The organism is Lysinibacillus sp. NPDC056185 (genome assembly GCF_047737915.1).
GTDB lineage: Bacteria > Bacillota > Bacilli > Bacillales_A > Planococcaceae > Lysinibacillus.
This window is the reverse complement of record NZ_JBLLLQ010000003.1, coordinates 199,371-225,486: the sequence shown is the minus strand read 5'-3', so window position 1 is coordinate 225,486 and position 26,116 is coordinate 199,371. Positions and strand designations below refer to the sequence as shown.

At 37.3% G+C, this 26,116-nt stretch carries 21 protein-coding genes; 7 read left to right on the top strand and 14 right to left on the bottom strand.

Going from position 1 to position 26,116, the window contains the following annotated elements; all coding sequences use genetic code 11:
• Positions 1 to 115: 115 nt before the first annotated feature.
• The 6 genes from ACMZ42_RS05145 to ACMZ42_RS05120 all read right to left on the bottom strand — a co-directional run bounded on the left by ACMZ42_RS05145 (position 116) and on the right by ACMZ42_RS05120 (position 7,959).
• Entirely contained in the window at positions 116 to 2,242 is a 2,127-nt protein-coding gene (locus ACMZ42_RS05145; protein ID WP_370079985.1) for a heavy metal translocating P-type ATPase, read from the bottom strand.
• Positions 2,223 to 2,594 (bottom strand): ArsR/SmtB family transcription factor, encoded by a 372-nt coding sequence (locus tag ACMZ42_RS05140; protein ID WP_370079987.1) that lies wholly within the window; start codon positions 2,592 to 2,594, stop codon positions 2,223 to 2,225. The genes ACMZ42_RS05145 and ACMZ42_RS05140 overlap by 20 nt, the downstream gene beginning before the upstream one ends.
• Before the next feature lie 592 nt (positions 2,595 to 3,186).
• Positions 3,187 to 5,550 carry a penicillin acylase family protein gene (locus ACMZ42_RS05135; protein ID WP_415730821.1) on the bottom strand — a complete coding sequence of 788 codons (2,364 nt, stop codon included), beginning with the start codon at positions 5,548 to 5,550 and terminating at the stop codon, positions 3,187 to 3,189.
• Positions 5,551 to 5,688: 138 nt separating this feature from the next.
• Positions 5,689 to 6,444, bottom strand: a complete 756-nt coding sequence (locus ACMZ42_RS05130) for an exodeoxyribonuclease III (RefSeq protein WP_370079991.1) — start codon at positions 6,442 to 6,444, stop codon at positions 5,689 to 5,691.
• Between the two features lie 56 nt (positions 6,445 to 6,500).
• Positions 6,501 to 7,415 (bottom strand): UDP-N-acetylmuramate dehydrogenase, encoded by a 915-nt coding sequence (gene murB / locus ACMZ42_RS05125; RefSeq protein ID WP_415730820.1) that lies wholly within the window; start codon positions 7,413 to 7,415, stop codon positions 6,501 to 6,503.
• A 238-nt stretch (positions 7,416 to 7,653) separates the two neighbouring features.
• Complete coding sequence (locus ACMZ42_RS05120) at positions 7,654 to 7,959, bottom strand: winged helix-turn-helix transcriptional regulator (protein ID WP_370079995.1); 306 nt, start codon at positions 7,957 to 7,959, stop codon at positions 7,654 to 7,656.
• Positions 7,960 to 8,578: 619 nt separating this feature from the next.
• On the opposite strand from ACMZ42_RS05120, the gene ACMZ42_RS05115 reads away from it, so the two are divergent.
• Positions 8,579 to 8,752: a hypothetical protein gene (locus ACMZ42_RS05115; protein ID WP_415730819.1), complete on the top strand. Its 174-nt coding sequence runs from the start codon at positions 8,579 to 8,581 to the stop codon at positions 8,750 to 8,752.
• A 345-nt stretch (positions 8,753 to 9,097) separates the two neighbouring features.
• The gene (locus ACMZ42_RS05110; protein ID WP_370079999.1) at positions 9,098 to 9,466 is read left to right on the top strand and encodes a DUF2500 domain-containing protein; all 369 of its coding nucleotides are present in this window, start codon (positions 9,098 to 9,100) and stop codon (positions 9,464 to 9,466) included.
• 29 nt (positions 9,467 to 9,495) lie between these two features.
• On the opposite strand, the gene ACMZ42_RS05105 is transcribed toward ACMZ42_RS05110, so the two are convergent.
• From ACMZ42_RS05105 to ACMZ42_RS05095, 3 genes are all read right to left on the bottom strand, one after another.
• The gene (locus ACMZ42_RS05105; RefSeq protein ID WP_415730818.1) at positions 9,496 to 11,856 is read right to left on the bottom strand and encodes a bifunctional 2',3'-cyclic-nucleotide 2'-phosphodiesterase/3'-nucleotidase; all 2,361 of its coding nucleotides are present in this window, start codon (positions 11,854 to 11,856) and stop codon (positions 9,496 to 9,498) included.
• Between the two features lie 294 nt (positions 11,857 to 12,150).
• On the bottom strand, positions 12,151 to 12,774 hold the full coding sequence (locus ACMZ42_RS05100; protein WP_370080003.1) for an FMN-dependent NADH-azoreductase: 624 nt from the start codon (positions 12,772 to 12,774) through the stop codon (positions 12,151 to 12,153).
• A 468-nt stretch (positions 12,775 to 13,242) separates the two neighbouring features.
• Positions 13,243 to 13,950: a DsbA family oxidoreductase gene (locus tag ACMZ42_RS05095; RefSeq protein WP_415730817.1), complete on the bottom strand. Its 708-nt coding sequence runs from the start codon at positions 13,948 to 13,950 to the stop codon at positions 13,243 to 13,245.
• Between the two features lie 126 nt (positions 13,951 to 14,076).
• Here ACMZ42_RS05095 and ACMZ42_RS05090 point away from each other — a divergent pair, with 126 nt between their 5' ends.
• Positions 14,077 to 15,456: an FAD-dependent oxidoreductase gene (locus ACMZ42_RS05090; RefSeq protein ID WP_415730816.1), complete on the top strand. Its 1,380-nt coding sequence runs from the start codon at positions 14,077 to 14,079 to the stop codon at positions 15,454 to 15,456.
• A 159-nt stretch (positions 15,457 to 15,615) separates the two neighbouring features.
• On the opposite strand, the gene ACMZ42_RS05085 is transcribed toward ACMZ42_RS05090, so the two are convergent.
• Positions 15,616 to 16,542 carry a manganese-dependent inorganic pyrophosphatase gene (locus ACMZ42_RS05085; RefSeq protein WP_415730815.1) on the bottom strand — a complete coding sequence of 309 codons (927 nt, stop codon included), beginning with the start codon at positions 16,540 to 16,542 and terminating at the stop codon, positions 15,616 to 15,618.
• 519 nt (positions 16,543 to 17,061) lie between these two features.
• Between ACMZ42_RS05085 and ACMZ42_RS05080 the strand changes: the two genes are divergently transcribed.
• A complete protein-coding gene (locus tag ACMZ42_RS05080; RefSeq protein WP_415730814.1) occupies positions 17,062 to 17,862 on the top strand; it encodes a GNAT family N-acetyltransferase in 801 nt (266 codons plus the stop codon).
• A gap of 108 nt (positions 17,863 to 17,970) precedes the next feature.
• Here the strand turns inward: ACMZ42_RS05080 and ACMZ42_RS05075 are convergent, their stop codons facing one another.
• Together ACMZ42_RS05075 and ACMZ42_RS05070 are read right to left on the bottom strand one after the other, a co-directional pair.
• Entirely contained in the window at positions 17,971 to 18,837 is an 867-nt protein-coding gene (locus tag ACMZ42_RS05075) for a MurR/RpiR family transcriptional regulator (RefSeq protein ID WP_415730813.1), read from the bottom strand.
• Positions 18,838 to 19,595: 758 nt separating this feature from the next.
• Positions 19,596 to 20,825 carry an MFS transporter gene (locus ACMZ42_RS05070; RefSeq protein ID WP_370080015.1) on the bottom strand — a complete coding sequence of 410 codons (1,230 nt, stop codon included), beginning with the start codon at positions 20,823 to 20,825 and terminating at the stop codon, positions 19,596 to 19,598.
• Positions 20,826 to 21,031: 206 nt separating this feature from the next.
• Here ACMZ42_RS05070 and thrC point away from each other — a divergent pair, with 206 nt between their 5' ends.
• The 3 genes from thrC to ACMZ42_RS05055 are packed head-to-tail and all read left to right on the top strand — an operon-like array spanning position 21,032 to position 23,706.
• Positions 21,032 to 22,084: a threonine synthase gene (gene thrC / locus ACMZ42_RS05065; RefSeq protein WP_415730812.1), complete on the top strand. Its 1,053-nt coding sequence runs from the start codon at positions 21,032 to 21,034 to the stop codon at positions 22,082 to 22,084.
• Entirely contained in the window at positions 22,081 to 22,995 is a 915-nt protein-coding gene (gene thrB, locus ACMZ42_RS05060; RefSeq protein WP_415730811.1) for a homoserine kinase, read from the top strand. Before thrC ends, thrB begins: the two co-directional genes overlap by 4 nt.
• Positions 22,996 to 23,022: 27 nt before the next feature.
• Complete coding sequence (locus ACMZ42_RS05055) at positions 23,023 to 23,706, top strand: 2-hydroxy-3-keto-5-methylthiopentenyl-1-phosphate phosphatase (protein ID WP_415730810.1); 684 nt, start codon at positions 23,023 to 23,025, stop codon at positions 23,704 to 23,706.
• Positions 23,707 to 23,916: 210 nt separating this feature from the next.
• On the opposite strand, the gene ACMZ42_RS05050 is transcribed toward ACMZ42_RS05055, so the two are convergent.
• Together ACMZ42_RS05050 and ACMZ42_RS05045 are read right to left on the bottom strand one after the other, a co-directional pair.
• Positions 23,917 to 24,528 (bottom strand): phosphatase PAP2 family protein, encoded by a 612-nt coding sequence (locus ACMZ42_RS05050; protein WP_415730809.1) that lies wholly within the window; start codon positions 24,526 to 24,528, stop codon positions 23,917 to 23,919.
• A gap of 322 nt (positions 24,529 to 24,850) precedes the next feature.
• Positions 24,851 to 25,750 (bottom strand): hypothetical protein, encoded by a 900-nt coding sequence (locus ACMZ42_RS05045; protein ID WP_415730808.1) that lies wholly within the window; start codon positions 25,748 to 25,750, stop codon positions 24,851 to 24,853.
• Between the last annotated feature and the right edge of the window lie 366 nt (positions 25,751 to 26,116).

Genomic DNA, 26,116 nt, shown 5'->3' with positions numbered 1-26,116 from the left:
ATAACGTTAACGAAGCTTTTTTTCAAGAATCGCTAGTAGCATCTATATCAAAACATATTACTAACTCCTTAGAATGATTTAATTTCCTACAAACTTCCTCCAGATTATATCTTATTCACCATTTCTTAGTTTTGATTAATCGCAATGAGTTAAACACAACTAGTAACGTAGCACCCATATCTGCAAAGATCGCAATCCATAATGTTAGCCATCCAGGGATAACGAGTAACAAGGCAACTAATTTTAGGGCTAAGGCAAATATAATGTTCTCTTTAATGATGCGTAATGTTTTCCTACTTAAGCCAATCGTATAAGGAAGCTTTGTTAAATCATCACCCATTAATGCGATATCCGCAGTTTCTAGTGCTGCATCAGTGCCAGCACCTCCCATTGCAATACCAACATCGGCTGAGGCAAGTGCAGGTGCATCATTAACACCATCTCCTACCATCGCTACTGCACCATACTGTGCACGTAAATCTTTAATGGCCATTAATTTTTCTGCTGGTAATAAACTTGCTCTCACATCTGTCATATTTAAAGAAGTTGCAATTGCCTGTGCTGTTGGCTCTGCATCACCTGTTAGCATAACTTTATGCTTCACTTTTAAACCATTTAATTTATTCAAGACATCTTTACTTTCTTGACGTAATTGATCAGCAATACCAATCATGCCTATAAACTGATCATTACTAACAGCTGCTACAACTGTTTTACCCTGTTGTTGAAGTTTTTCAACCTGTTCTTTTATCATTTCATCAACAGTCGTTAATGTAGCAATCCATTTTAAGCTTCCTACATAGATTATTTGACCGTCTACCGTTGCGTAGGCACCCTTTCCTGTTACGGATTGAAAGTCTGTTGGTATAAGCTCTGTTAAATTTTTCTCATGCAATGCCTGTAAAATTGCTTTAGCTAATGGATGCTGTGATTGCTTTTCAACGGCCGCTACTAGCTGTAAAACATAATCCTCAGACATCTGTTGCGATGTAAAAATATCCGTTACAGCAGGTTGACCTTTTGTAAGTGTTCCTGTCTTATCAAATGCTATTGCTTCAATATGACCAAGCTGCTCTAAATGAATTCCGCCTTTAATAAGAACACCTTGTCTAGCAGCATTCCCGATTGCCGTAACAATAGCAACTGGTGTAGAAACGACTAATGCACATGGACAACCTACAACAAGGACAGCTAATCCTTGGTAAATCCAATGTTGCCAATCACCTATAAATAAAGGAGGGATAACCGCTACAAGTAAAGCTACAATCATAATTGCAGGCGTGTAGTATTTCGCAAAGCGATCAACGAATTGCTGCGAAGGTGCTTTTTCTGCCTGGGCTTCTTCAACAAGATGAATGATTTTTGCAATTGTTGTGTCCTCTACTCGCTTTGTCACACGAACCTCTAGGGCACCTTCTTCATTTAATGTTCCTGCAAATACTTCGTCATCGACTGTTTTACTGACCGGAATAGATTCACCTGTAATCGCTGCCTGGTTCACTGCTGACAATCCACTAACTACAATTCCGTCCATTGCAATCTTCTGACCAGGTTTAACGATTAAAATGTCACCAATCTCAATCTCCTCCGTTGGCAGCTCCATCTCATGGAAATGTTCGCCATGCGCTCGCTTTATCGTTGCTGTTGGTGGAGCTATATCCATTAGCTGACGAATTGATTGACGCGCCTTATCCATTGAATACGCTTCAAGTGCTTCACTTACAGCGAATAAAAAGACAACAACGGCCGCTTCTTCCCATTCTCCTATAATGGCTGCACCGATTACTGCAATGGTCATCAACGTCTTCATATCAAATTCAAAGCGCGCTAGATTGCGGAAACCTGTTTTGAAAATTCCAATTCCCCCGACTAGAATCGCGATAATAAACATCCCAATAGTTAGTGGCTCAGTTTCACTACGCATTGCTCCAAACACATATCCAAGCACTATGAATAACAAGGAGATTCCAGCTAATATATTTTCTGTTTTTCGATAAAAAGGTGTTGATTTTTCAATTGTTCTTACTGTTGATTGGGATACTTTTATGCCGTCGAAGGCACCTGCTTCTTCAAGCTGATCAGCGTCAATATTACCAATAACCATTATTTTAGAAGCACCAAAATTCACTTGTGCATCCTGGACCTCAGGAATAGCCTTCACGTTTTTTTCGAATTTTGCTGCACAGCTGGCGCAGGATAAGTTTTGTAGCCTGTATTCTTGTTTAGTTGGTGTCGCTGCCATTTGCAATCCCCTCTTTCACATGTTCGTAGGCAATCGTTACAATTTGATACACATGCTCATCAGCTAAAGAGTAGTACATTTGCTTTCCTTTACGATAGGATTTCGCTAAATTATTATCTTTCAAATATCGTAAATGATGCGATGCTGTTGCTACTGAAGAGCCGATAATGGAAGCAACATCGCAAACACACAATTCATCTTTGACCGTTAAGGCATACGCAATTTTAAGTCTTGTTTCATCAGATAATGCCTTTAAAAATTTTGCTACTCCTGATAGATCTGGCATTTGCTGTTGTACCTTAATGACAGCTTCTTCATGAACATGTGTTATCTCACATACTTCTTTTGGCATTTTTCTTCACCTCATTCAAATGTTTGTTTGATTGTTTTCAATATAACATAATATTCCATCATATTCAAACGATTATTTGAATGTAAATGATTTATATCACAAATTTAAAAATGTTTTTATTTAAATTACTACTCATGCATATAAAAGCAAAAAAGCTATCACTTCAATGTGATAACTTTGCATGTTGTTGTGATAATGAAATTATGGTGACATATTAAACAAAGTAGAGATAAATATGCCATGCTAAGAGGTTGATTGGAGTGAAGATTGAGCGACTCCTCGGGGATCAGCGGATAGAGGAACGAAGGCTAAAACCATCACGTCCTGTGATAACGCCTTCGTGACCAACATCGTGTTGGCCCAAGCGGCTCATCGGACGCCCCCAGGAAGCTCTGCTCTGCGCGAAAACGAAGCGTCAGCGGCAAATGTTTTATCTGTGCGAAAGCGAAGCGGCAGCAATTGTTTTATCTGTGCGAAAGCGTAGCGACAGCAACAACAAAGCGCTCAGTCGAAACGGAAATCAACCCCTCGCTTTGCTGAGAAACCCTGTTTTCTTAATATAAAACCCTATAGATTCTTATAGCTTCTCTTCCTACCGTGCTTTTAATCGCAACGTTTTACCTTTAATATCTTCTTCTCTCACAAACGTTTGATGATAATCTCCATTAGCCCAATCCATTACTTGATCTTGATACCAAGCTGATTTTACATGTCCACTCTGTCCGGGACCAACGATATGATAGGCTGAACTTAAATCACCAACATCAACAACAAAGCGCCATGATGCCCCATGATTAACATTTCCAGCTAAGTCATTATCAGCAGCCTGAACAGTAACCTTTGAACCACCAATAGGAACCTTTTTAGCATTAAAATATGCTGCAAGAATCGGCGAAGCTTTACCTAATGTATGGTCAAAGGTAAGCTGATGGAAGTTACCCCATTTCCATTTCGATACGTTTTTTCCGAATTGATTTTCTATTTGTGCGACAGTGAGCTCTAACGCCTTGTAAACTGTTGCATCTACTCCACCCTGTTCATCAACCCATATGCTCTCCTTACCGGCATAAGCTGTACGTAAAAGTTGGTCTGTAATATTAAATTTCCCATACATTAATTCATACATATCTTCTGGCATCTGATCCTTAAATAACACTTCCTGTAATTTTTCCATTAATGTATGGAACACTAATGGCGCCCCTGAATCCTTTGCATCTACCATGTCCCAATTCTCTAATAACTTTATAACATCTTTATATTTTCCATCCTGATCTTGTGCTTTTATTGATGTTAATAAATATGGTAAAAACTCACGAGCATATAGGTTATGCTGATCCATTTGTAAATTCATCATGTCTTCCACTGTTAAAGAGTCATTCGCCGCTAAAATTTCCTTAATCCGTTCAAAACGATAAGGCTGTGCCCAGAAATCTGTTATATGATAAGGATATTCTTCCCCAATAACTTCATTATTCGCTGTTGCAATAAAGCCTTCATCTGGGTTTACTACAGTCGGAAGCTCATCCCACGGGATAAAGCCATCCCACCCATAGTCACTAGAATCACCCGGTACCGGCAATTGTCCGTCCCCTTGTTTTCGAATCGGAATTTGACCATTCGCTTTATACGCAATTGTGCCATCCTTTGATGCAAAAACGAAATTTTGAGCTGGTGCCTTAAAATCCTCTAATGCTTTTTCAAATTCACTCCAGGATTTTGACTTATTAAAGCCTAACACTGCACGTAGTTCTGTCGTCGGTTGCAGTGCCGTCCACTGCATCGAAAATTGTGCTGTAGGCTCAGTATCTTTAAAAGCTAAATCTGTCATGATTGGGCCGTGACGTGTGACGACGACATTAAAATCTACCGTTTCTCCGTCCTTTACCTTTATCGGTTCATTGCGCACCTCTGCTTGCTCCCACTTGCCATCATAGCGGAACTGTGTTGGATTATTCGGATTTGGTATTTCAATATATAAATCCTGTACATCAGGTCCAACATTTGTTACACCCCATGCAATGTTATCGTTGTGACCTAAAATAATGCCCGGGACACCTGCAAAGATTACGCCACTCACATTTTGCTCAGGAGATTGTAGATGCATTTGATACCAAATAGATGGTGTACTCAATCCTAAATGTGGATCATCTGCTAAAATTGGCGTACCGTTTTTTGTTTTCTTCCCCGATACAACCCAGTTATTACTGCCATTAAATTCATTTGGCAACAGCTCTGTCTTAAAATGCCCTGCCACGGCTACTGGATTTTCTTTATTTGCCTTGATAATAGATGAAGCGTTTTCAGGATACTTAATAAATAATTCTTTAGCTTTTTCTTCACCAAAGTTTTGTAAAGCCCAATGACGGAACGCAAGCGTATTCCAATTCCCCCCTAAGTCATAGGCCATATATTTCCCAATAGTAAGAGAGTCTACAACGGACCATTCCTCCGGTTCGTAGCCTAGTAATGCAAATTCATAGCTTAATGTATTATTTTTCTTAGCCTGTGTAATAAAAACATTGACGCCATCTGCAAACCAATCAAGTACCTGTCTACTTTCTGCATCATAGGTAGATAATGATTTTTCAGCTGCATCACGCAAGCTAAACGTTCGGAAATGTTTGTCAGTATCAATAGTTGCCTCACCGATTATTTCCGACAAACGACCACTAGCTTGTCTTCGCGCTAAATCCATTTGAAACAGTCGATCTTGCGCTTGAACATATCCTTGTGCACGATACAAATCTGCATCTGTTTTTGCAAAAATATGAGGTATACCTTTGTCATCCCTTGTGACAGTTACATCTTCATCTAACACGCTCAACGAAAGCTCTCCATCAATTACAGGTTTAGATTTATTCATAAACCATGTAAATCCAATAAATGCGACAATAGCTACTACAGCTAAAAATCCCGCTATAGCCAGTAGCCACTTTTTCCATGTAAACTTTCTCACATCCCGACCCCCTTTTTGCAATATATTCTTTTACACGCTTTCAAATCCTTTTAAAAGTTTCGAAATTTAGTATTTATTGCATTTCAGTTTTTAAAAAAAATCGTATTTCTTTTTAGAAAATACGATTTTTCATAGAAACTAGTTATTAAGCTGTAATTCAATTGGACAATGATCACTGCCCATAATTTGTGAATGAATGCTTGCCACATTAATGTTGTTCTTTAGTCTTTCAGAAACAATAAAGTAGTCAATACGCCATCCGATATTACGTTCGCGTACTTTATTCATATAAGACCACCATGTATAGTGATCTGTTGTATCTGGATACATGTAGCGGAATGAATCTACAAAACCACTTGCCAATAGCTCCGTCATTTTTTCACGTTCTTCATATGTAAAACCTGAATTACCAACATTAGACTTCGCATTTTTTAAATCAATGTCCATATGTGCGACGTTTAAATCACCGCAGTAGACTATAGGTTTCTTAGAATCTAACTCTTTTAAATATAACGCTAATCGATCCTCCCATTTTAAACGAAGAGGTAGTCTAGCTAAATCACGCTGTGAATTCGGAGTATAAACATTCACTAAGTAAAAATCTTCATACTCTAGTGTAATAATTCTCCCCTCTTCCTGCGATTCATCGTCACCAACACCATAACGTACTGCAAGTGGGGTATGTTTTGTAAAGATGGCTGTACCTGAATAACCTTTCTTCTCTGCATAATTCCAATATTGCTCATATCCCTCAAGTGAAATCTCCACTTGTTCAGCCTGACACTTTGTTTCTTGAATACAGAAAAAATCTGCATCTACATGATTGAAGAAATCTAAAAACCCTTTACCTAAGCAGGCTCTAATCCCATTAACATTCCATGATATAAACTTCATTTTCTGTTTCACTCCTCAAAAAAACGCCCTCCACCATTAGCGAAGGGCGTAGTATCCTATAATTCGTCACCAACGATTTTTACTTCTGTTTCTAAGTCGATGCCAAACTTTTCTTTAACTACTCGTTGTACCATTTGGATTGTTGCAATATAGTCAGTAGCCGTTGCATTACCTTTATTAACAATAAAGCCTGCATGCTTCGTTGATACCTCTGCATCACCTACGCCTTTTCCTTGTAAGCCACTATCTTGAATAAGCTTGCCAGCAAAGTAACCTGGTGGGCGCTTAAAAACACTTCCTGCAGATGGGTATTCTAACGGCTGCTTAGATTCTCGCTGAAACGTTAAATCAGCAATTTTTGCATCAATTTCTTCCTGTACACCTTTTACTAATTGAAATTCGGATGATAATACATAATACCCCTTCTTGGCAATGATACTATGTCGATAACTAAGTTCAAGTTCATCTTTCGATAATATTAAAATTTCGCCTTCTTTTGTTAATACTTTCGAAGAAATAATAATATCCTTAATTTCACCGCCATATGCACCTGCATTCATTGCCATAGCTCCACCAACTGAGCCAGGGATACCACATGCAAATTCAAAACCTGTTAAAGATGCAGCCGCAGCCAGTTTCGATACATCCTTAATAAGTGCACCGCTTTGCGCGTAAACATGGTCACCATTAATGCGAATCTCATCTAAAAATGAAAATGTAACAACGATCCCTCGATGACCGCCATCACGAACGACCATATTAGATCCATTACCTAACATTAATAAAGGTATATTATTCTTATGGGCATAGCGAATAACCGTTGCTGCCTCTTCCTCTGTTTCAACGAGAACGAAAACATCCGCTTTACCACCTAATTTTGTCATAGTATATTGCTGCAATGATTCATCTAACTTAATATTGGCCGGATTAACGCTCTTTGCTAAATCCGCCACCCATTGTTCTTTTGTCATGAGAGCTAATTCCTTTCTAACGTCCTTCTTACTCTACACTAGTATGGATTTAGAACCCTAATTTGACAAGTAAAATGAAGGTTATTTTTTTCTCGCCTTAACGGGTAGCGAGAGTCCCTGCTGAGATGATGAATATGATAAAGAAATTTCATGGTCATTCGTATTACATATGTCCAATGTTTATCTATCCATCAGAAAATTCGAGATAGACTTCACACTTATCTTCTACTGAAAGAAGTTAAAGCCAACTCGATGCCCATGATTCAATATTACGGATTGCTCCTTCTAATGCCCAACCTTTATCCGTCAAAGAATACTCAACACGTACTGGTACCTCTGAATATACTTTTCGTTCAACAAGCCCTTCTTTTTCTAGCTCTTTTAAACGTTCGGATAATAAACGACCGCTTACAGGTAATGAAGATTCTATCTCATTGAAGCGCTGTGGTCCGTCTAATAATTGATATAAAATTAGCCCTGTCCAGCGTTTTCCAATTAAATCCATTGCTTTAGCTAAACGAGGACATAAATTTGACTCACTCATTTTTTTCACCTCTTATGTACTCTATTGTAACGATTATTTTTAAAAAAGTAAATTTAAAGTAACTTATTTACTAACAATAATCTGTTTACTATTTTTCATTTAATTACTAAATGTAACTTATAAATGTTTTATCATTTTGGAATTTGATTTAGATTCAATTTTAAAGTAGGTAACTACTACCTTATCTAACTCTGTCCTTATAGTATTTATATAAAAATAACGATGCCATAGAAATTACCTATGACCGTTCAATTAGAGGTGAGTAATGGTCGTTTAATATCTGCATTGAAAATGGCAACTTACTTCTATATAGATGCGCATGATTTTATTATTATGACTCCTTCCATTGTTGTATCCCTTTTTAAAAGAAAAGATAACGTACGGTTATGACGTTATGTTGACAAAACTGTCTTACGGATTAGGGTTTTTATACTCTTTTTAAACATTCACAAAATGAACTTTTATCAATGTAATATTCTCTCATTTTTTCTAAAAACCCATTGAATATCCGAATTGTTTATTTTATTATTCATGTAAGATATCAGTTTGGTATGCTTTTCCAACTGAAAAGTATGCGATTGATTTTAGTCATTCAACTATTGGCATTTCTGTACGACATATGATGATATCAAAAATATATGGTGTATTTGAATCGTACGATGCAGAAATAGTTTTTCCAGACATTGAACAAATGGCGGGTGCAAACATTTTATTCACAATCGCTGTTGCTAGTGTCTCGACGAAAAACTTTGGTCTTTATGTGCTTGTATCTCCCTTATTTTTTCGACGCTGACATTTATCCAAAAATTTCATTTACGTCTACATATATTGAAAAACTAGAAGATAAGGAGTTTGCTATACATGGCGATTTAACTAATCAATTATGCCTCGTCATAATTGTTGCTGTCGCTTCGCTTTCGCACAGAAACATTTGTTGCTGTCGCTTCGCTTTCGCACAGAAACATTTGTTGCTGTCGCTTCGCTTTCGCACAGAAAACATTTGTTGCTGTCGCTTCGCTTTCGCTACAGATGAACAATGCGTCCGGAATCGGCTTTGTGCTTGATTCCTTTCTGATTTCCGTGACATCCGCCTTTATAACGACTTCAAGCACAATATTTCATAGATTGGAGGCCTTTTATGGTTGGGTTTGATGAATTCTCTTTTATACCCAGTTTTATTTCAATAATGTTTTTTATCGTGTTCGGTATTATAGCATTTACTATTATTAAAGGTATCTTACAATGGTCGAAAAACAACAATGAACCATTATTAACAGTACCCGCTAAAGTCGTAACAAAACGTTCGAATACTAGTGGAGGTTCTGGTAACTCTAGTGCCTATACATCGTACTATGTAACGTTCGAAGTACAAAGTGGCGATCGTCTAGAATTAAAAATGAATGGTCGTGATTATGGACAGCTTGCAGAAGATGACCTTGGCTTATTAACATTTCAAGGAACACGTTATCATACATTTGAGCGACACAAAAAGGAGAGCAGCGTTTAACAACGCACTCTCCTTTTAACATTTCATTATTACTTAATTAAATATTTAGCAAAGCCACCTTCTGTATCTCCTAAATATTCGATATTACTACCTGCAGGAATGACTTTTTGCGCATCCTTAGCAGAGTTGTAAATGATTTTCGTATTTGCTGGGAACGGTACAAATGACCAGTTGTTATCCGCAGCAGGATTAATTGTTTTATTTTCCATAACGTAATCAATGACAGCTTGGCGATTTTCATAAGCATAGTTTGTTATATTAGAGCCATCTGTATTTTTAAATGTGGTACCATAAGAACCACCCACACGGTAATTGTTCGTAATGATGATAAATTCTTGATTTAAATCGATTGGTTTACCGTTGTATTGTACGTTTTTAATACGATTTGCTTTTTCATCTACCAGAATACCTCGACTATCATATTTCGCCGGAGATGTTACATCGATTTGATATGTTAAACCATCTAATACGTCAAAATTGTAAGAACGTGCCTCTGGGTCAATAATATTTTGTTCTTCAGTTTTATTTGGATCAATTGTTGCAAAAATACCAGCAGCCATTTCTAACCATTCAACTGCTTGTGCACCTGTTACTTTAATCGTTGCAACCGTATTATCGTAATAATAAATGTCTGCCATATTTTTAATCGCAAGCGGACCTACAGGAATGTTCGTGTAATCTGAAGGGTTGTTACGAGACCCTGCTTTGAAAGGTGCACCAGCAGAAAGAATTGGTGTGTTTTCATCAGCGGTACCTTTTAATTCTTTCTCAATAAACCATTTTTGAGCTTGTGTCACAATTTGAATAGAAGGGTCATCTTGAACCATTGAGAAGTAGCTATGGATTGGTGCAGTTGTCTCACCAACAGGCTGACGTATATACTTCAACGTACCTTCATGCGCTTCTTTAATTACATTTAAAACTGTTTTAGATGGTTGTAAGCCTCCTTGTTTGATAGAACGGAGAGAACCCTGTCCATCCACTACAACCCATTCAGAGCCTTGTTGTTCTAGTTTTAAATCAATGACTCCAAGATAGCTACCATAGCTTCCTGCCATAACAGTAGGCACACCGTTAATTGTCCCTTTTTCTTGATCAACATTTTTAAGATTTTTATAGTCACCTGGGAATGTTAAATGAGAGTGACCAGTAATTAAAGCGTCGACCCCCTCAATCTCAGAGATTTGATATCCAACGTTTTCGTTACCTTTTACGTAAGAATCCTCACCAATACCTGAGTGTGAAAGTACTACAATTACGTCTGCACCTGCTTTTTGCATTTCTGGTACAACCTCTTTCACCGCTTCAACTGGTTCTTGCATTTCTACTTTGCCTGCTAAATGAACAGCATCCCATTCAACAATTTTCGTAGGTACGATACCTGTAACGCCAACTTTAAGTGTGTGCTTTTTACCTTTATTGTCTACAACCTCTTTATCAAGAATTACATAAGGTGTATACATACGCTCTTTCGTTTTAGCGTCGTATGTGTTTGCATTTACGACTGGATATTTTGCATCATTTAATACTTCATCTAAAAACTCTAATCCATAGTTGAATTCATGGTTCCCTAAAGTTCCACCATCATATTTCAGTGCATTTAGTGCTGCAATAGCTGGATGAACTTCACCTGGTTTTAAAACGTTCTCCAATGCTTTATAAGATCCTAGTGGCGTTCCTTGAATTAAATCGCCATTATCAAATAATAATGTGTTTGGATTCTCAGTACGGGCTTGTTCAATTAATGTTGCTGTGTTTGCTAAACCTATATCAGCTGATTCAGTATCTAAAAAATAATTATAATTTGCAAGGTTTGTATGAATATCTGTTGTTCCTAAAATTTGAAGATCTACATTAGTTGTAGATGTAGGTAATTTGTATTCGGCTACAAAGCGTTCAATAATACTTTGCATTTGTTCAGTTGTGACATAGTCATCAGGACGAATTGTGTTATCTTCAAACCCTTGTAATATGTTTGCAGCAACGGCATTTGCTATATCTTGCTTATGTGTTGTTGCAACTTTATCTACATCTTTAAACTGATCTAATACAGAAAGTGGAGCGTTTTCATTGACTAATCCACGAGCAGAAATAACAAATGCTTGTTGACGTGTCAATTTATCATTTGGATCAAACAATGTCGCAGTTTTACCTTTAATAAGCTTCAATTCTACTGCTTTTTCTACATACGGGGCTAAATCCTTAGAGACATCAGTGAAGGCAATTTTGGAACCATCACCTAGCTCTACATTTAAGCTTTCTACTAATTCTTTCACATAATCCCCACGTGTTACATCGTTTGATGCAGCATTTGCGGATAGTCCAAATGGTAAGACCGCGAATAGAACAAGTAACATCGCCAAGAATTTAGTCATTAATTTCTTATTCATGAAACACCCTCCTTAAAAATCTAATATTTTCCTACAATTTCTATTATATTATACTAATTGCTTTATTTACTGAACGAATAGTCCTAATTGTATGTATTTTTAACCAAATAACAAAACACTTTACTCGAAAACGATAGATTACTATCATTTCACCAATATGATGTTATTAAATGTAAATCAAGAATAAGCGCATAATATCAATATTTTAGTCCTCCTCAGCATTACCATACCTCTATGAAAGAAATAAAAAAAGTCCTCTCAAATTAGAGAGAACTTTTATTAAAAATTAATTTATTATGCATTTACAGTTTGTAAAGATTGGGCAACTTTTTTAACCGCTTCTAGGCCATTTGCAATAATTTCTTGTGCTTTATCTTGTGACGCGTTATGACCTTCAATGATAACCTCTTCGATAATTTCCATACCGAACATGCCAACAACATTTTTGATGTAGTTAACTGACATTTCCATTGGTTGTGCTTCAGGTGCAGAATAATAACCACCACGAGCATTTAAGATAACAACTTTTTTGTCACCCATTAAGCCTTCTAATTGACCGTTTTCATTATATTTAAATGTATAACCAGCTTGGAATACATAGTCGATGAAAGTTTGTAATTTCGCTGGGATTGTTAAGTTCCAAAGTGGGAAAGCAAATACAACAACATCAGCTGCAGTTAAAGCATCCATAGCTTTTTGTTTTGCTGCTAAAAGACGTGATTCAACGTCAGTTAACGCTTCACCGTTTTGTACTTTACCAAAAGCATTGAAAAGATCTTGACCGAAATAAGGCATATCTTCTGCGAATACGTCAAAAGTCGTTACATCTACACCTTGTACATTTTCCATAAATGTGTCATACATTTTTGTTGAAATACCATCTGGACGGTTGTTTGCTTTTACTACTAATACATTCATTATATAAATTCTCCCTTAAAATCAAAGTCTAATATCTCGAATTCAAGATATATAAGTATATTAAAAAAATTTACGAAAAAAGTCAACGCTAGTAGACTCAGACTTTTGACCGAAATGTAATTGATTCAATATATTTACCCCATAACGTATAACGTAAGGTTGCTTTCCATTCCGACCGAGCGCTTTCCCGAGGGCGTCCGATGAGCCGCTTCAGGGTCTCATCTGTGACGCTATGATTTGACTCCAAGGAGTCGCTCAGTCTCCACTCCAATCAACTTCGCCACACGATATGCGTTTAACAAAGGTCATCCCCCTTTGATCTATGTGTTAGGTTGCTTGGAGTGTGAAATGAACTTCCCCGAGCTTCTTCGAGTATTCTGTAAGGGAACCCAACCTTTTCGAGGTCCTTACCTGAGTGTCGTTATAGTCAGATCAGCTTCTATTATTTCTTACCTTTCTCCATCAGAATTAAAATTTACAACTATCATCGGTACAAACTCCACCATCATCAGAGCCTGCCATCTTTAATCCTGGTTGTAAGCCTTCTTCCTCAGCAACTTTACGTAAAGTTTCTTCAAATACTTCTTGAGGTTGTGCCCCAGAAATACCGTACTTACGATTTAACACAAAGAACGGTACCCCTCTTACGCCAAGCTGTAGCCCTTCTTGTATATCTGTCTCTACGTCTATTTTAAAATCATCGTTAGATAGAACCTTTGCAACTTCATCACGGTTCAGACCTACTTGCACAGCAATATCGATTAATACATCGTCCTGACCAATACGCTTTGCTTCAATAAAATAACTGTATAATAGTGCTTCGACAAGTGCTGTAACATCCCCTTGCTTTTCTGCCCATTTTACTAGACGATGCGCTTTTAATGTATTTTCCTCCATTGAATTATCAAAGTTATACTCTAGACCAACTTCTTTAGCGCGAGCAGCAACACCTTGCGTCATTTCCTTCGCTTTTTCTAGCGACATTCCATACTTTTTCGCCAATGCTTCATACGTAGACACATTAGTATCCACAGGTGTTGTTGGGTCAAGTTGATAGCTTTTATAAACAAGCTCTACCTGCCCTGCAAAACCCGTATCCTGAATCGCCTGCTCTAGTTGCTTTTTACCAATATAACAAAATGGACATACATAATCTGACCAGATTTCAATTTTCATAGGTAGTCACGCTCCTTTTGCTACATTGTAGCGATAGTAAATACAGCAAGGCAATTTTTATGCTTCATTGCATAAATTTTCAAATCAATCTACATACTGAACGTAAAAACAATGTGGGGGTTATGTATGACACAATCTCTTTGGCTCGGAACAATTGATCCCGTCTCGCTACCATCGCTTCCTGCATCAACAACTTGTGATGTGTGTATAATCGGTGGAGGATTGACGGGACTATATACAGCATATGTCTTAGCAAAATCGGGAGTAGATGTGGTCTTACTTGAGGCAAATTCCCATATCGGTCATGGTACGACTGGTAATTCCACAGGAAAATTAACTGCTCAGCATAGCTTAGTTTATGCCAACCTTATTGAAAAACTTTCTGTAGATGAGGCACGACTCTATTATCAGTTAAACCAAATAGCTGTAGAGAAAGCATTACAGTTACTCCCTAAAGAAAGTATTCAACAAGTAGATTCCTTGCTTTATTGCCAAACAAAAGAAGGCTATGCCCAATTATTAAAAGAATGGAATGCCTATAAAGTATTAAATATTAAGGCGAAAATCACTTCTGATACAGAGCTTCCCTTCCCAGTTACAAAAGCGCTTAGCATGTCCCAGCAAGCTCAAATACATCCAGTAGAAGTTTGTAATTTCCTTGTAAAAGAAGCATTATCAATGGGTGCAAAAATCTACACAAATACCCGTGTTCAGCAATTAAACATACCTCAGAATAGCTTACATACCGCAAATAATATGTCGGTTCAATACAACAAGCTTATTTTGTGCACACACTATCCAATCGAAGCCTTTAGAGGACTTCAGCTTTTTAAACTTTCTAATAGTCGCTCCTATATGGTTGCTAGCAAAATTACCGATACACTACAAGGTCAATATTTATGCGTAGATAATCCTACTCGCTCTATTCGGACGGCTACCATTAACGGCGAGCACTATTTAGTATTAGGTGGAGCTAATCATATTGCAGGTGAAACGACTAATACGGAGCCCTATTATGAGGCCATTCAAAATGAAATGAAGGCGCATTTCGATCAGGAGGCAATCTATCGCTGGTCAGCGCAGGACATTGAAACACCTGATATGGTCCCTTATGTTGGCAGGATTACACCATCCTTGCCTAATGTTTTCATTGCAACTGGCTATCGAAAATGGGGAATTTCCAATTCTTTTGTAGCGGGAGATATCCTATCATCCCTAATAACAGGAGCTGGGAATGAGGATGGTGCCATTCCTCTTTACTCGCCGGCACGTACGAAATTCGGGGCACAGTTTATGCAGATGCTAAAGGTAGGAGGCTTTGTAGCTAAGGAGTTCGTGACTGGTTATGTGAAACATGCTAATACACCAACTTGCACGCATTTAGGCTGTAAAACAAAATGGAATGAAGCCGACGAAACATGGGATTGCCCTTGTCATGGCTCTCGTTTTAATGCCAAAGGAGAAGTTCTTGAAGGTCCTGCTGTACACCCATTAAAACTAGATTAAAAAGGAGCTGGGACAGAACTCGATTATTTTGAAAAATAGCGAAAATAGATAATAACTTTTTCGCTTCAACGAGTAGAGTGTTCCTTCCTAAATCAAAAAAATGTTAGACCGAAATACAATCGGTCTAACATTTTTTCTTTTTGTCCCAGCATCTTTTTATTATTTCAATGCATCAGTTAAAACTGGAACGATTTGTTTTTTACGGGATACAACACCCGGTAAAAGAACGCGATTATTCACAAGCTCCGCGCCAAATCCTTTTACTGCAGCCTCAGCTACTTGTCCAACTGCAACGGCTGTTGAATCATTGTTTAAAATATCTGTTACAACAAAGAAGAATAAATCTAAGCCATTTTCCGCTACATTTTTATTTAATAAAATTTCTAATTCTTCTTGGCGACCAAGTACATCGTTAATATCGACAGCATTTACTTGAGCTACTACAGATTTATATTCACCGAATTGAAATTCTTTTGCATCTAATGATAAAAGATCTTCTAATGATTTATCTGAAAGGTCAGCACCTGCTTTAAGCATTGCTAAACCGTATTCAGCAGCATCAACACCTGCAATTTTCGCTAGCTCCTCACCAGCTTTTACATCTTGCTCAGTGCAAGTTGGAGATTTGAATAATAATGTATCAGAAACAATAGCAGAAAGCATTAATCCAGCAATGTTTGCAGGAATTGCTACGCCATGTTCTTTGAAGATTTTGTTTAGAATTGTTGCAGTACAGCCTACAGGTTCTGCACGGTAGTATAGTGGATCAGCCGTTTGGAAGTTGGCAATACGGTGATGATCAATGACCTCTGTAATTTGTACCTCTTCAATGCCGTCAGCAGATTGCTGGAATTCATTGTGGTCTACAAGGATTACTTTTTCTGCTTCTCCAACTACTGATGAAATTAAACGAGGTGCTTCAAAGCCAAATTTATCTAAAGCAAATTGAGTTTCGTTATTTACTTCTCCAAGGCGTACCGCTTCAGCATCAACGCCAATTTGCTGTTTTAAATATGCATATACAATTGCAGATGTAATTGTGTCTGTATCTGGATTTTTATGACCAAAAACTAAAACTTTACTCATTGAATTTATTCCTCCTGAATGGCAATAACATTTATATTTTATTTTATCATACCTTATGAGCAAACATGATATAAAGTGAAAGTTTATCTATAAAGGATCTACTAGCAATATACAAATCAATGATGCCTCAGCATAATTGCGTCCGGAATCGGCTTTGTGCTTTGGCCGGCAGATGTTTTTTTGCGCGAAAGCGTAGCGACAACAACAACAACAACAACAAAAGCGGCTCGCCGGACGCCCCGAGGAAAGTGCATAGTCGGAACGGAAATCAACCTCACTTCACGGAACGGAACCAAAAATTACCTGTTACCACTAATTCTGGGTTATTATTAAATTTAATATATTTATCTGTTAATAACATCCTATTTATAACACTTAATAATAATAATACGTAGTTTATAAAAAAGATTTGCTATAAGTAGATATATAGTTGTATTTTTATATTTAAGAAACCATAATTTTATGCTATTATCAGGTAGTCTATATATATATTAGGATATACAGGAAATGGGGATCACGATGACAAAGAAGATGGAAAAAAAGTATATTCCTTTAGCAAATTATTTTGAAGTAGCTTTACAACAAGAAATTACTTTATCATTTAGCGAACTCGAAAATATTATGGGACAAGCCTTGCCAAATGCAGCTTACTTGAATAGGAGCTGGTGGAAGAAAACAAAGCCCCCTCTCTCTCACTATTTGTCATGGACAAATGCAGGCTACTATGTCATTGATGTTAAACTCGGTACCAGTGTATCTTTCTCGCGTACACAAATGAAGACTACGAGTAATATTTCTAAAGATGACGAAAACCCATCTGCATACATAATTCGAGCAATTGAAGCATCAGATGCCAGATCATTTATTCATTTGCAAGAAGAAATTTTCCAAGAAACTGACTTCATGTATAACATGGAAAATGAATTAGACCTTACAGTTCAACAACTTCGTAAAGATTTAAGCACTTGGAAACAATTAAAAAACCGTACAATTTTACTTTGTATATTAAATGGTAATTTTGCTGGTTATGCCGTTATCCATGGATATAAACATTCTAAAGCTAAGCATGTTGCATCAGTCCGCCTAGCTGTTAAGGAAGAGCATCAACGACAAGGTATTGGTTCAGAGCTGATGAAGGCAGTTGAACAATGGTCTAAGCAGCGGGATATTTCGCGCTTAGAAGTATCTGTTATGGAACATAATGATTGTGCTTTACATCTGTTTAAAAAACTAGGTTTTGAGCAAGAAGGTATTCGACAAAACGCTATTAAATTAAATGATACCTTTATTAACGAATATAGCTTAAGTAAAATTTTATAAGCTTCTTTTTCAAGGATGTCTAAAAACTTTTTTGGACATCTTTTTTATGTGTAGCGTAAATAAAACGCATAGATTAGTATTTTACGGTTTCTACGCGTTGTAAAATGTTTAGAAAACTTGCTTCTCTCTTGCTGCATCTAAGAATAACAAATTATTTTCTAATTGCTCATATGATTGCTGATATTTCTCATATTGCGCTTTATCCTGACTAACCATTTCCTCAATTAGCGCATGTAAAAACGAAAATAATACTGGAATAACATCCAATGAAGATTGCTTTTTCAGACCAAGTGTAAATAATGCACATGCGTATTCCCGAATAGAAGACAACGCCGAACCAGTAATAGCAATAATTTTAGCCTTTTTCTTCTTGGCAATTTCTACAATCGTTTGAACGTCGTTTGAATGCTTGTCCCCTACCAAAACTATTAATGTCGTCTGCTCTCCCATGCTGTTAATTTGCTGTACAATATCGTCGGATTCTGAGCGAAGCTGTTTTACATTTGGACGTAAAGTTTTCATTGTAGACGATAACCAATTTGCTATGGACGCAGCTTGACGAGTACCTAAAATATAAACGTTCTCTGCTTCATGCATCCATTTCGAGCTTTTTTGGAGCATATTATCGTTAATCAAATGAATCGTATCTTGAATATTTTGAATATCACGTTGCATCACCTTCCCAAAACTCGGAATATTCCGCTTACTTGAAAAATATGTAGGTTGAAGATTCTCACCACCATTTTGAGTCATTAAACAGCTTCTAACCTTGTCTTGAAGCTCTACATAGCCCATCAAATCCATTGCATAACAAAAACGAATAACTGTTGATTCACTAACATTCGCCTGTCTACCAACTTCTGCTGCTCCATTACCAATTACAACTGTAGGGTTACTCATAACAAATTGTGCAACTTTACGCTGGCCTTTCGACAGCCTAACAAATCTTCTTTTTATTTCTTCATTTATGCTCATTTCTAACAACCTTTCTTTCAATGAAATTATCACGAACGGAGATTGTTTCCTACTGACTCTAAATTCGGATCAATTATACCTCGGCATAATTGTTGCTGTCGCTTCGCTTTCGCACAGTAAACATTTGTTGCTGTCGCTTTGCTTTCACTACAGATAAACAATGAATCTGGAATCGGCTGGAGGCTTTAACTTCTTTCATCGGGTGTTTGGACATCTGTACCTGTCGCTTCGCTTTCGGTACAAGAGACATTTGTTCCTGTCGCTTCGCTTTCGGTACAAAAGACATCTGTTCCTGTCGCTACAGAAAACAATTGCTGAAAGAAGTTAAAAATACAGTATCACGATTACAATCTGAATACAACGACTTTTCTGAAAAATCTTCAATGCTTTAACTCGCTAATGTGAAAAAGACAAAAAATCGTTCTATTTTCTTAATCAAAGTTAATTGATAAATCACCCTTATAAGTCGAGGGTTGATTTCCGCTGCGACTGTAAGCTTTCCTAACGAAACTCGCTCCAGGTTACGTCTGTAGCCATGGTGATCACCAATAAATCCCTGACCTGTACTCCAATCAATTGACCCACTTGCTATACGTTTTAACCAAATGTCATCCCCATTTTCAGTGACGAACCTTATTGTGTGATTTTAACAGATTTTTAAAAATATTTGTATAAAAATTAATAACTCTTAATTTTTATGTAAATTAATTGATAAAAATGTCTTGGATTATAGTTCATCCAAGACATGATTATTTTTGTTATTCTAATTCAATTTGTTTCGTTTCTCGACCTAAGAATATTACCCCAACAACACCGATAATAATCGCTCCACAGAAAATAGCAAAGATAAAGCCAATATCATAACCTGCTGTTAATAAAGAGCCTACTAACAAAGGTCCAAAAATACCACCGATGCGCCCAACAGCCGCTGCCATTCCTGCACCCGTTCCACGGATAATTGCTGGATACTGCTCTGGTGTATAAGCATAAAGCGCACCCCATGCCCCTAAGTTAAAGAACGATAAAAACATCCCAGATGTTAATAGCACTACTAGTGTTTCCGCATTACCAAAAATGAACGCACTTACTGCTGTACCAATTAAATAAGAAACAAGTACAAACTTCCGTCCGAATTTTTCTATAAACCAAGCAGCTGTAAAATAACCTGGTAGCTGCGCAAGCGTCATAATGAGAACATATTTAAAGCTCGTAATCATATCAAAGCCTTTACCAACCATAACACTCGGTAGCCATAAAAACATACCGTAATACGAGAAAACAACCGTAAACCATAACACCCATAACATAAGTGTCGAGCGTAAATATTTTTTCGACCATACTTCTCGAATATTTTGCATAACACTACGTTTCTTAGACTCAGCCTTTACTGTAAATTGTGGTGAATCTGGCAAGTTCCAACGAAGATAAATTGCATATATTGCTGGAATTGCCGTTAACAATAAAGCACTACGCCATCCCCACGAAGGAATAACAAAATACGAAATCAATGCAGCGATTAACCATCCTGCCGCCCAGAAACTTTCTAGCAAAACAACTACTCGCCCACGCTCTTTGGCTTCTACACTCTCAGAAACTAACGTCGATGCGACTGGCAATTCTCCCCCTAGCCCCATGCCTACTAAAAAGCGTAGTGTCATAAAAGCAGCTAATGTAGTGGTAAATGCAGATAAGCCACTTGCGATCGAAAATAATACAAGCGTCCACATAAAAATTTGCTTACGTCCCACTTTATCGGCTAGTACGCCGAAAACAAGAGCTCCTACAGCCATTCCAATTGAGTTTATGCTACCTATCCAACCCGACTGACTTGGCGTTAATCCCCAATCAACTGCTAAAGCTGCAATAACGAATGATAATATTCCTACGTCCATTGCATCAAAAAGCCAGCCTACCCCCGCTACCCCCAAAAGCTTTTTGCGAGAAATAGATTGTTGAAATTTATCCGTTGATACTGTATTTATCGTCATTTTAACCACCTGTCTTTACACTTGACTTTACACTATGAGTTTACTATACAGTTGTTTCAAGAAAGTGACAAGCGAAAATTCAAATTACCGAATTGTTTAGACAATTTCCGAAATTCTATTGAAAACATGGGGCAATTTGCGTTAAAATGTCTTTTATACAAAAACAACTGTTCTTTCTATAAGAACAAAAGGAGATCGTAAACGTTATGTGGAAAGGCCTAATTGAAGAATATAAAGAATTTTTACCCGTAACAGAAAATACACCTGCTCTAACTTTAAACGAAGGCAATACGCCTCTTATACATCTAGTAAATCTATCTAAAAAACTAGGCATTGAGCTTTATGGAAAAATCGAAGGTGCAAATCCAACCGGTTCATTTAAAGACCGTGGTATGGTGTTTGCCGTTGCAAAAGCGATTGAAGAAGGTAGCAAATGCGTTATTTGTGCTTCAACTGGTAACACATCCGCCGCAGCAGCAGCTTATGCAACACGCGCTGGAATCCAGTCCATAGTCGTTATCCCTAAAGGAAAAGTAGCCCTAGGTAAGCTAGCCCAAGCAACAATGTATGGTGCAAAGATTATCGAAATCGACGGTAATTTTGATGATGCATTAAATATTGTCCGCCAAGTAAGCGAAACAACTCCTGTGGCACTTGTAAACTCTGTGAATCCATTCCGCATCGAGGGGCAAAAAACGGCGTCATTTGAAATTGTAGATGCTTTAGGAAAAGCTCCAGACTATCTTTGCATCCCTGTTGGTAACGCAGGTAACATTACTGCGTACTGGAAAGGCTTTAAAGAATACGATGCTGCAAAAGACTCTGGTTTACCAAAAATGTTCGGCTTTGAAGCTGAAGGTGCAGCAGCAATTGTAAAAGGTGAACCTATTGCTAATCCTGAGACAGTGGCAACAGCTATTCGTATCGGTAATCCTGCAAGTTGGAAATTTGCAGAAGCAGCTCGCGATGAGTCTGGTGGAATTATTGATTCGGTTACAGACGAAGAAATTTTAGCTGCTTACAAATTAATTGCTGGCACTGAAGGAATTTTCGTTGAACCAGGTTCAGCTGCATCATTAGCAGGCGTTATTAAATCAGTTGAAAATGGCAAGATTGCGAAGGGCTCTAAAGTTGTGACAATTTTCACGGGTAATGGATTGAAAGATCCTGATACTGCCATGAATGTCTCGACTGTAGATGTTGTTTCACTTAAAAACGATGAGGAAGAAATTCGAAAATACATCGAGGATGTACTATGAGTAACATGTGGGAAATCACGGTTCCTGGGAGCACAGCCAATCTAGGTCCTGGTTTTGATTCAATAGGCCTTGGCTTATCTCTTTACTTAAAGTTAACCGTGTCTTTACAGGATAGTTGGGAAATTATCCACCTCGATGATAATGGTCCTAAAGAGTTTGAGCTGGAAGAGCACTTACTATACGTGATTGCTAAAAAAATTGCGGATCAATACGGTAAGCCACTACCTGCTTGCCGTGTTGAAATGGCAAGTGAGCTTCCATTAGCCCGTGGTTTGGGGAGCAGTGCAGCGGTCATCGTTGCAGGAATTGAACTAGCTAACCAAGTCTGTGACTTAGGCTTAACTTTACAGGATAAACTCAATTTATCCTCACAAATCGAAGGACATCCAGACAATGCAACCGCCTCTGTATTAGGGGGATTAACAATTTCCTCAATGGATGAAAATGGCGTTGTTGATACATTTCATGTCAACGATCTAGATGCTTCCTTTGTTGTGTATGTGCCCGGTGTCGAACTAAAAACAAGTGAATCCCGTTCTGTTTTACCAGAACAATTTGACCGTACATATGCAGTGAGGGCCTCTGCAAATGCCAATATGCTAGCGGCATCATTAATGGTTCGTGATTTTGAGCGTGCAGGTCGTTATATGGAAGCTGATTTATTCCACGAACCTTTCCGTGCCAATTTAATTCCACAATATACAGAAATTCATGCCGCAGCAAAGGTTAATGGGGCATTTGGAACGGCTTTAAGTGGAGCGGGACCAACACTGATTTCTATCATCCCTACTGCTATAGCGCAAGATTTCGTAAATGCCATGAAAAATCAATTTCCAGAGCATGAAATTATCTTAACAAAAGCCGATGAATATGGTGTACAGGTAAAATTTGAACGTCTACTGCAAAAGTAGACGTTTTTTCTTGAAGGAGGAAGTAGCTTGAAACCAATTATTTTCTGTGATTTTGATGGCACTATAACAGAAACCGATAACATCGTCTCACTAATGACTCAATTCGTTCCAGAGGAATCTGAGAAAATTGCTAAAGCAATGATGGAACAAACTATAACCTTTAAAGATGGCGTTTCAGCAATGTTCGAGCTATTATCAACTAAACAAAAGGATGCTGTGATCCAATATTTATTGGATACGGCCATTATACGTGAGGGCTTTGGCGATTTCGTTCGTTATGCACAAGAGAACCATATTCCGTTTTATATTGTTAGTGGAGGTGTGGATTTTTTCATTGAGCCACTATTAAAAAAATACGGTCCATTTTCCGGTATATATTGTAACCGTGCTGATTTTTCCGGACAGCAAATTAAGCTCATTTTTCCAAATAGCTGTGATGAAGAATGCACGAAATTTGAGACACAGGGTTGCGGTTGCTGCAAGCCAAGTGTTATGCGAAAAGTTGCACAGGGTAATCATTTTAAAATCGTAATCGGAGATTCACTTTCTGATTTTGAGGCTGCAAAACAGGCAGATTTAGTACTTGCTAGGGATCATCTTATTAAACGCTGTAAAGATCTTCATCTTCCTTATAAACCATTTGAAACATTCTATGATTGCTTAGAAGCTGTAAAAAAGCTTATAGAAGCAGATAATGCCGTTTCAATGTGATGGTTTTAGCCTTCGTTCCTCTATTGCTAATCCCCAAGGAGTCGCCCAGTCGGAACGGAAATCAACTTATAAAATTGGCATACGTTTTAACAAATGTCATCCACAACATTTGGTGATTAGCCAGAAATAAGGGCGGTATGTTCATAAGTGCCGCTCTTATTTCTATATAACAAAGGGAACCATCTTTAATTAGATGGCTCCCATTCAAAGTCATGATTTATTTTTCACTTTAAAAAGTCTCTTCCGACGTTCATACCAAATAACACAAATGATAAACCACGTATAACCCATACTCCATCCAGCCAATACATCTGAAGCAAAATGGCGGGCTCCAGCTACTCGAGACAAGCCAATAAGTACAGTTAAAACAATTGCCCCAAGCCAAAGCAATGTCTTACGTCCCTTGCTATTGTTCTCCGAAAAAATATAAGCTATTGTAAATAAATACAAAATACCGGTCATAGCATGTCCAGAAGGAAAGCTAAAGGATGTTAATTGTTCTTCGATCTCAGGTCTTGGCCGCTGCACCCATTTTTTCAATAATTGGTTAAGTACATTTCCACCTGCAACCGTTAACAAAACAAATAATATACCTCGGTTATTTTTTACCTTCCACACTAAATACACTATTAAGACTATAGCTACAGACACTACAAATGCCGGTTCTCCTATATAGTGAAAAAATTCTATAAAACGCTTACCGAAAAGTAAATCAGCCATTTTTGTATCAAAAGTATTGATTAATTCACTTTGAAAAGTAACTCGTAACACAAAAAAGTTAATGAGCGTTAATACCGCTAAAGGATAAGCCCAATTTTTCATATAATACTTCACCTCAAAACAATATGCTGTTATATTTTTCACATCATATCATATTTAAGTCAACTAGAGGTGAAGTTGGCTTCTCCCAACGTAAAGTTATACGGACACCAAGGAGTTAGGTACAAGATTATTTGCCCGTAAATGTCCGATTGGTAAATCTTTATCTAACCCAGTGTGCCCCCTCTTTCTTGGGGTAGGACAAATGTTTTTCCTTCTGCCTTATTAAAATAATTTGAAAGAGCTAATGCAACGATAAATAAGATTGCAACGATAGGTATTATTTTTCTAAACAAAATATACACTTCCTCATCTTCAGTTTAAATTATTTTAATAATACTGGATCGAATAACCAATCCTTCGGTCCAAAGTTTTTATCCTTCTCTCCTCTTACTTCACGAGATATATTGTTTTTAATAATTAATTCTCTAAACTTTCTACTGAACAAAGTCTTTCGATATAAGTATCTACCGTCATGACTCCATTCTGCTGATAAGAAAACATCATTTTCTATATTGGTTATATCTTTACGATTATAAATATCCGGACCATTGATTACCCCACTTAATCCACAACGACATGGAGGTTGCTCTGTCGCAAAATACAATTTAACTCTTTCAGCGCTACTCTCTGGTAATACTTGTGTCGGTATAATTTGAAAAGCTTTTTGCTTCCCTTCTTTCGGTCCTTGATGAATAACTTCTAACAGTTCATAGCCTTTAATATCCTCTTGTTTCATTAATATCGCTAATTCCTGTGAAGCAACCCAATATCCGCTCACATGAACTAGATGACGGTCTTTCATTTCTGTTGTATCTATCACTAATGGAGAAAGCTGCTCTTTTTCCATTAATCCGCAATGCTGGCAATGGGTGTTTATAGAAAATAAAGTTCCTCTATCATCTATAAACATATCAGGTGAGTTACCAGTTGAGTTTAATGTGAACAATGGTGCTTTCTCATATTCGCTATCCGAAAAGTCAAAGTAAAAACGTTCTCCGATTGAAACAATTCCTAATTCGTGTTCCAATGATTTGTATAGCGCTGCTACATGTTCATATGTTACGTCTTCATTTAATGTGAAAATAGGATTAAAAGATGCCTTTAAATTTCTTTTTCTTATTTTGGGTGCACCTATAAAAATACCATAGCGATTATAAACATTAATAACTTGATCTTGACTAGATTCATCTATAGAAAATAAATTTTCAAGTTCTACTTTCAAAATACACGCCTACCTTTATATAAAGTTTTATGGTGAAGTACGTTGACTAGCTAGTAACTTTAAAAAAATCTACAATCTCTACTTTCTTCATAGATAGCCAGGCTCTTATTTTAAACGAAATCTTATATAGTATTACCTACTATAGCAAATCTACTTAACCACGATTGTCTTAAGCGTACCAGTACTTACACCGACATTTCAACGTTGGGTTTACGCCAATTTTTTGGCGGTCTTTAGCCCAATTTCCGGCGTGATTTGGCGGACATAGAAAAAACACCGCCATAACTTGGCGGTGTTATGAAAAATTATAGGTGTTTAGAATTAAGGTTTAGGTATAATTAACCAAGTAAAAATATGGTATTATAA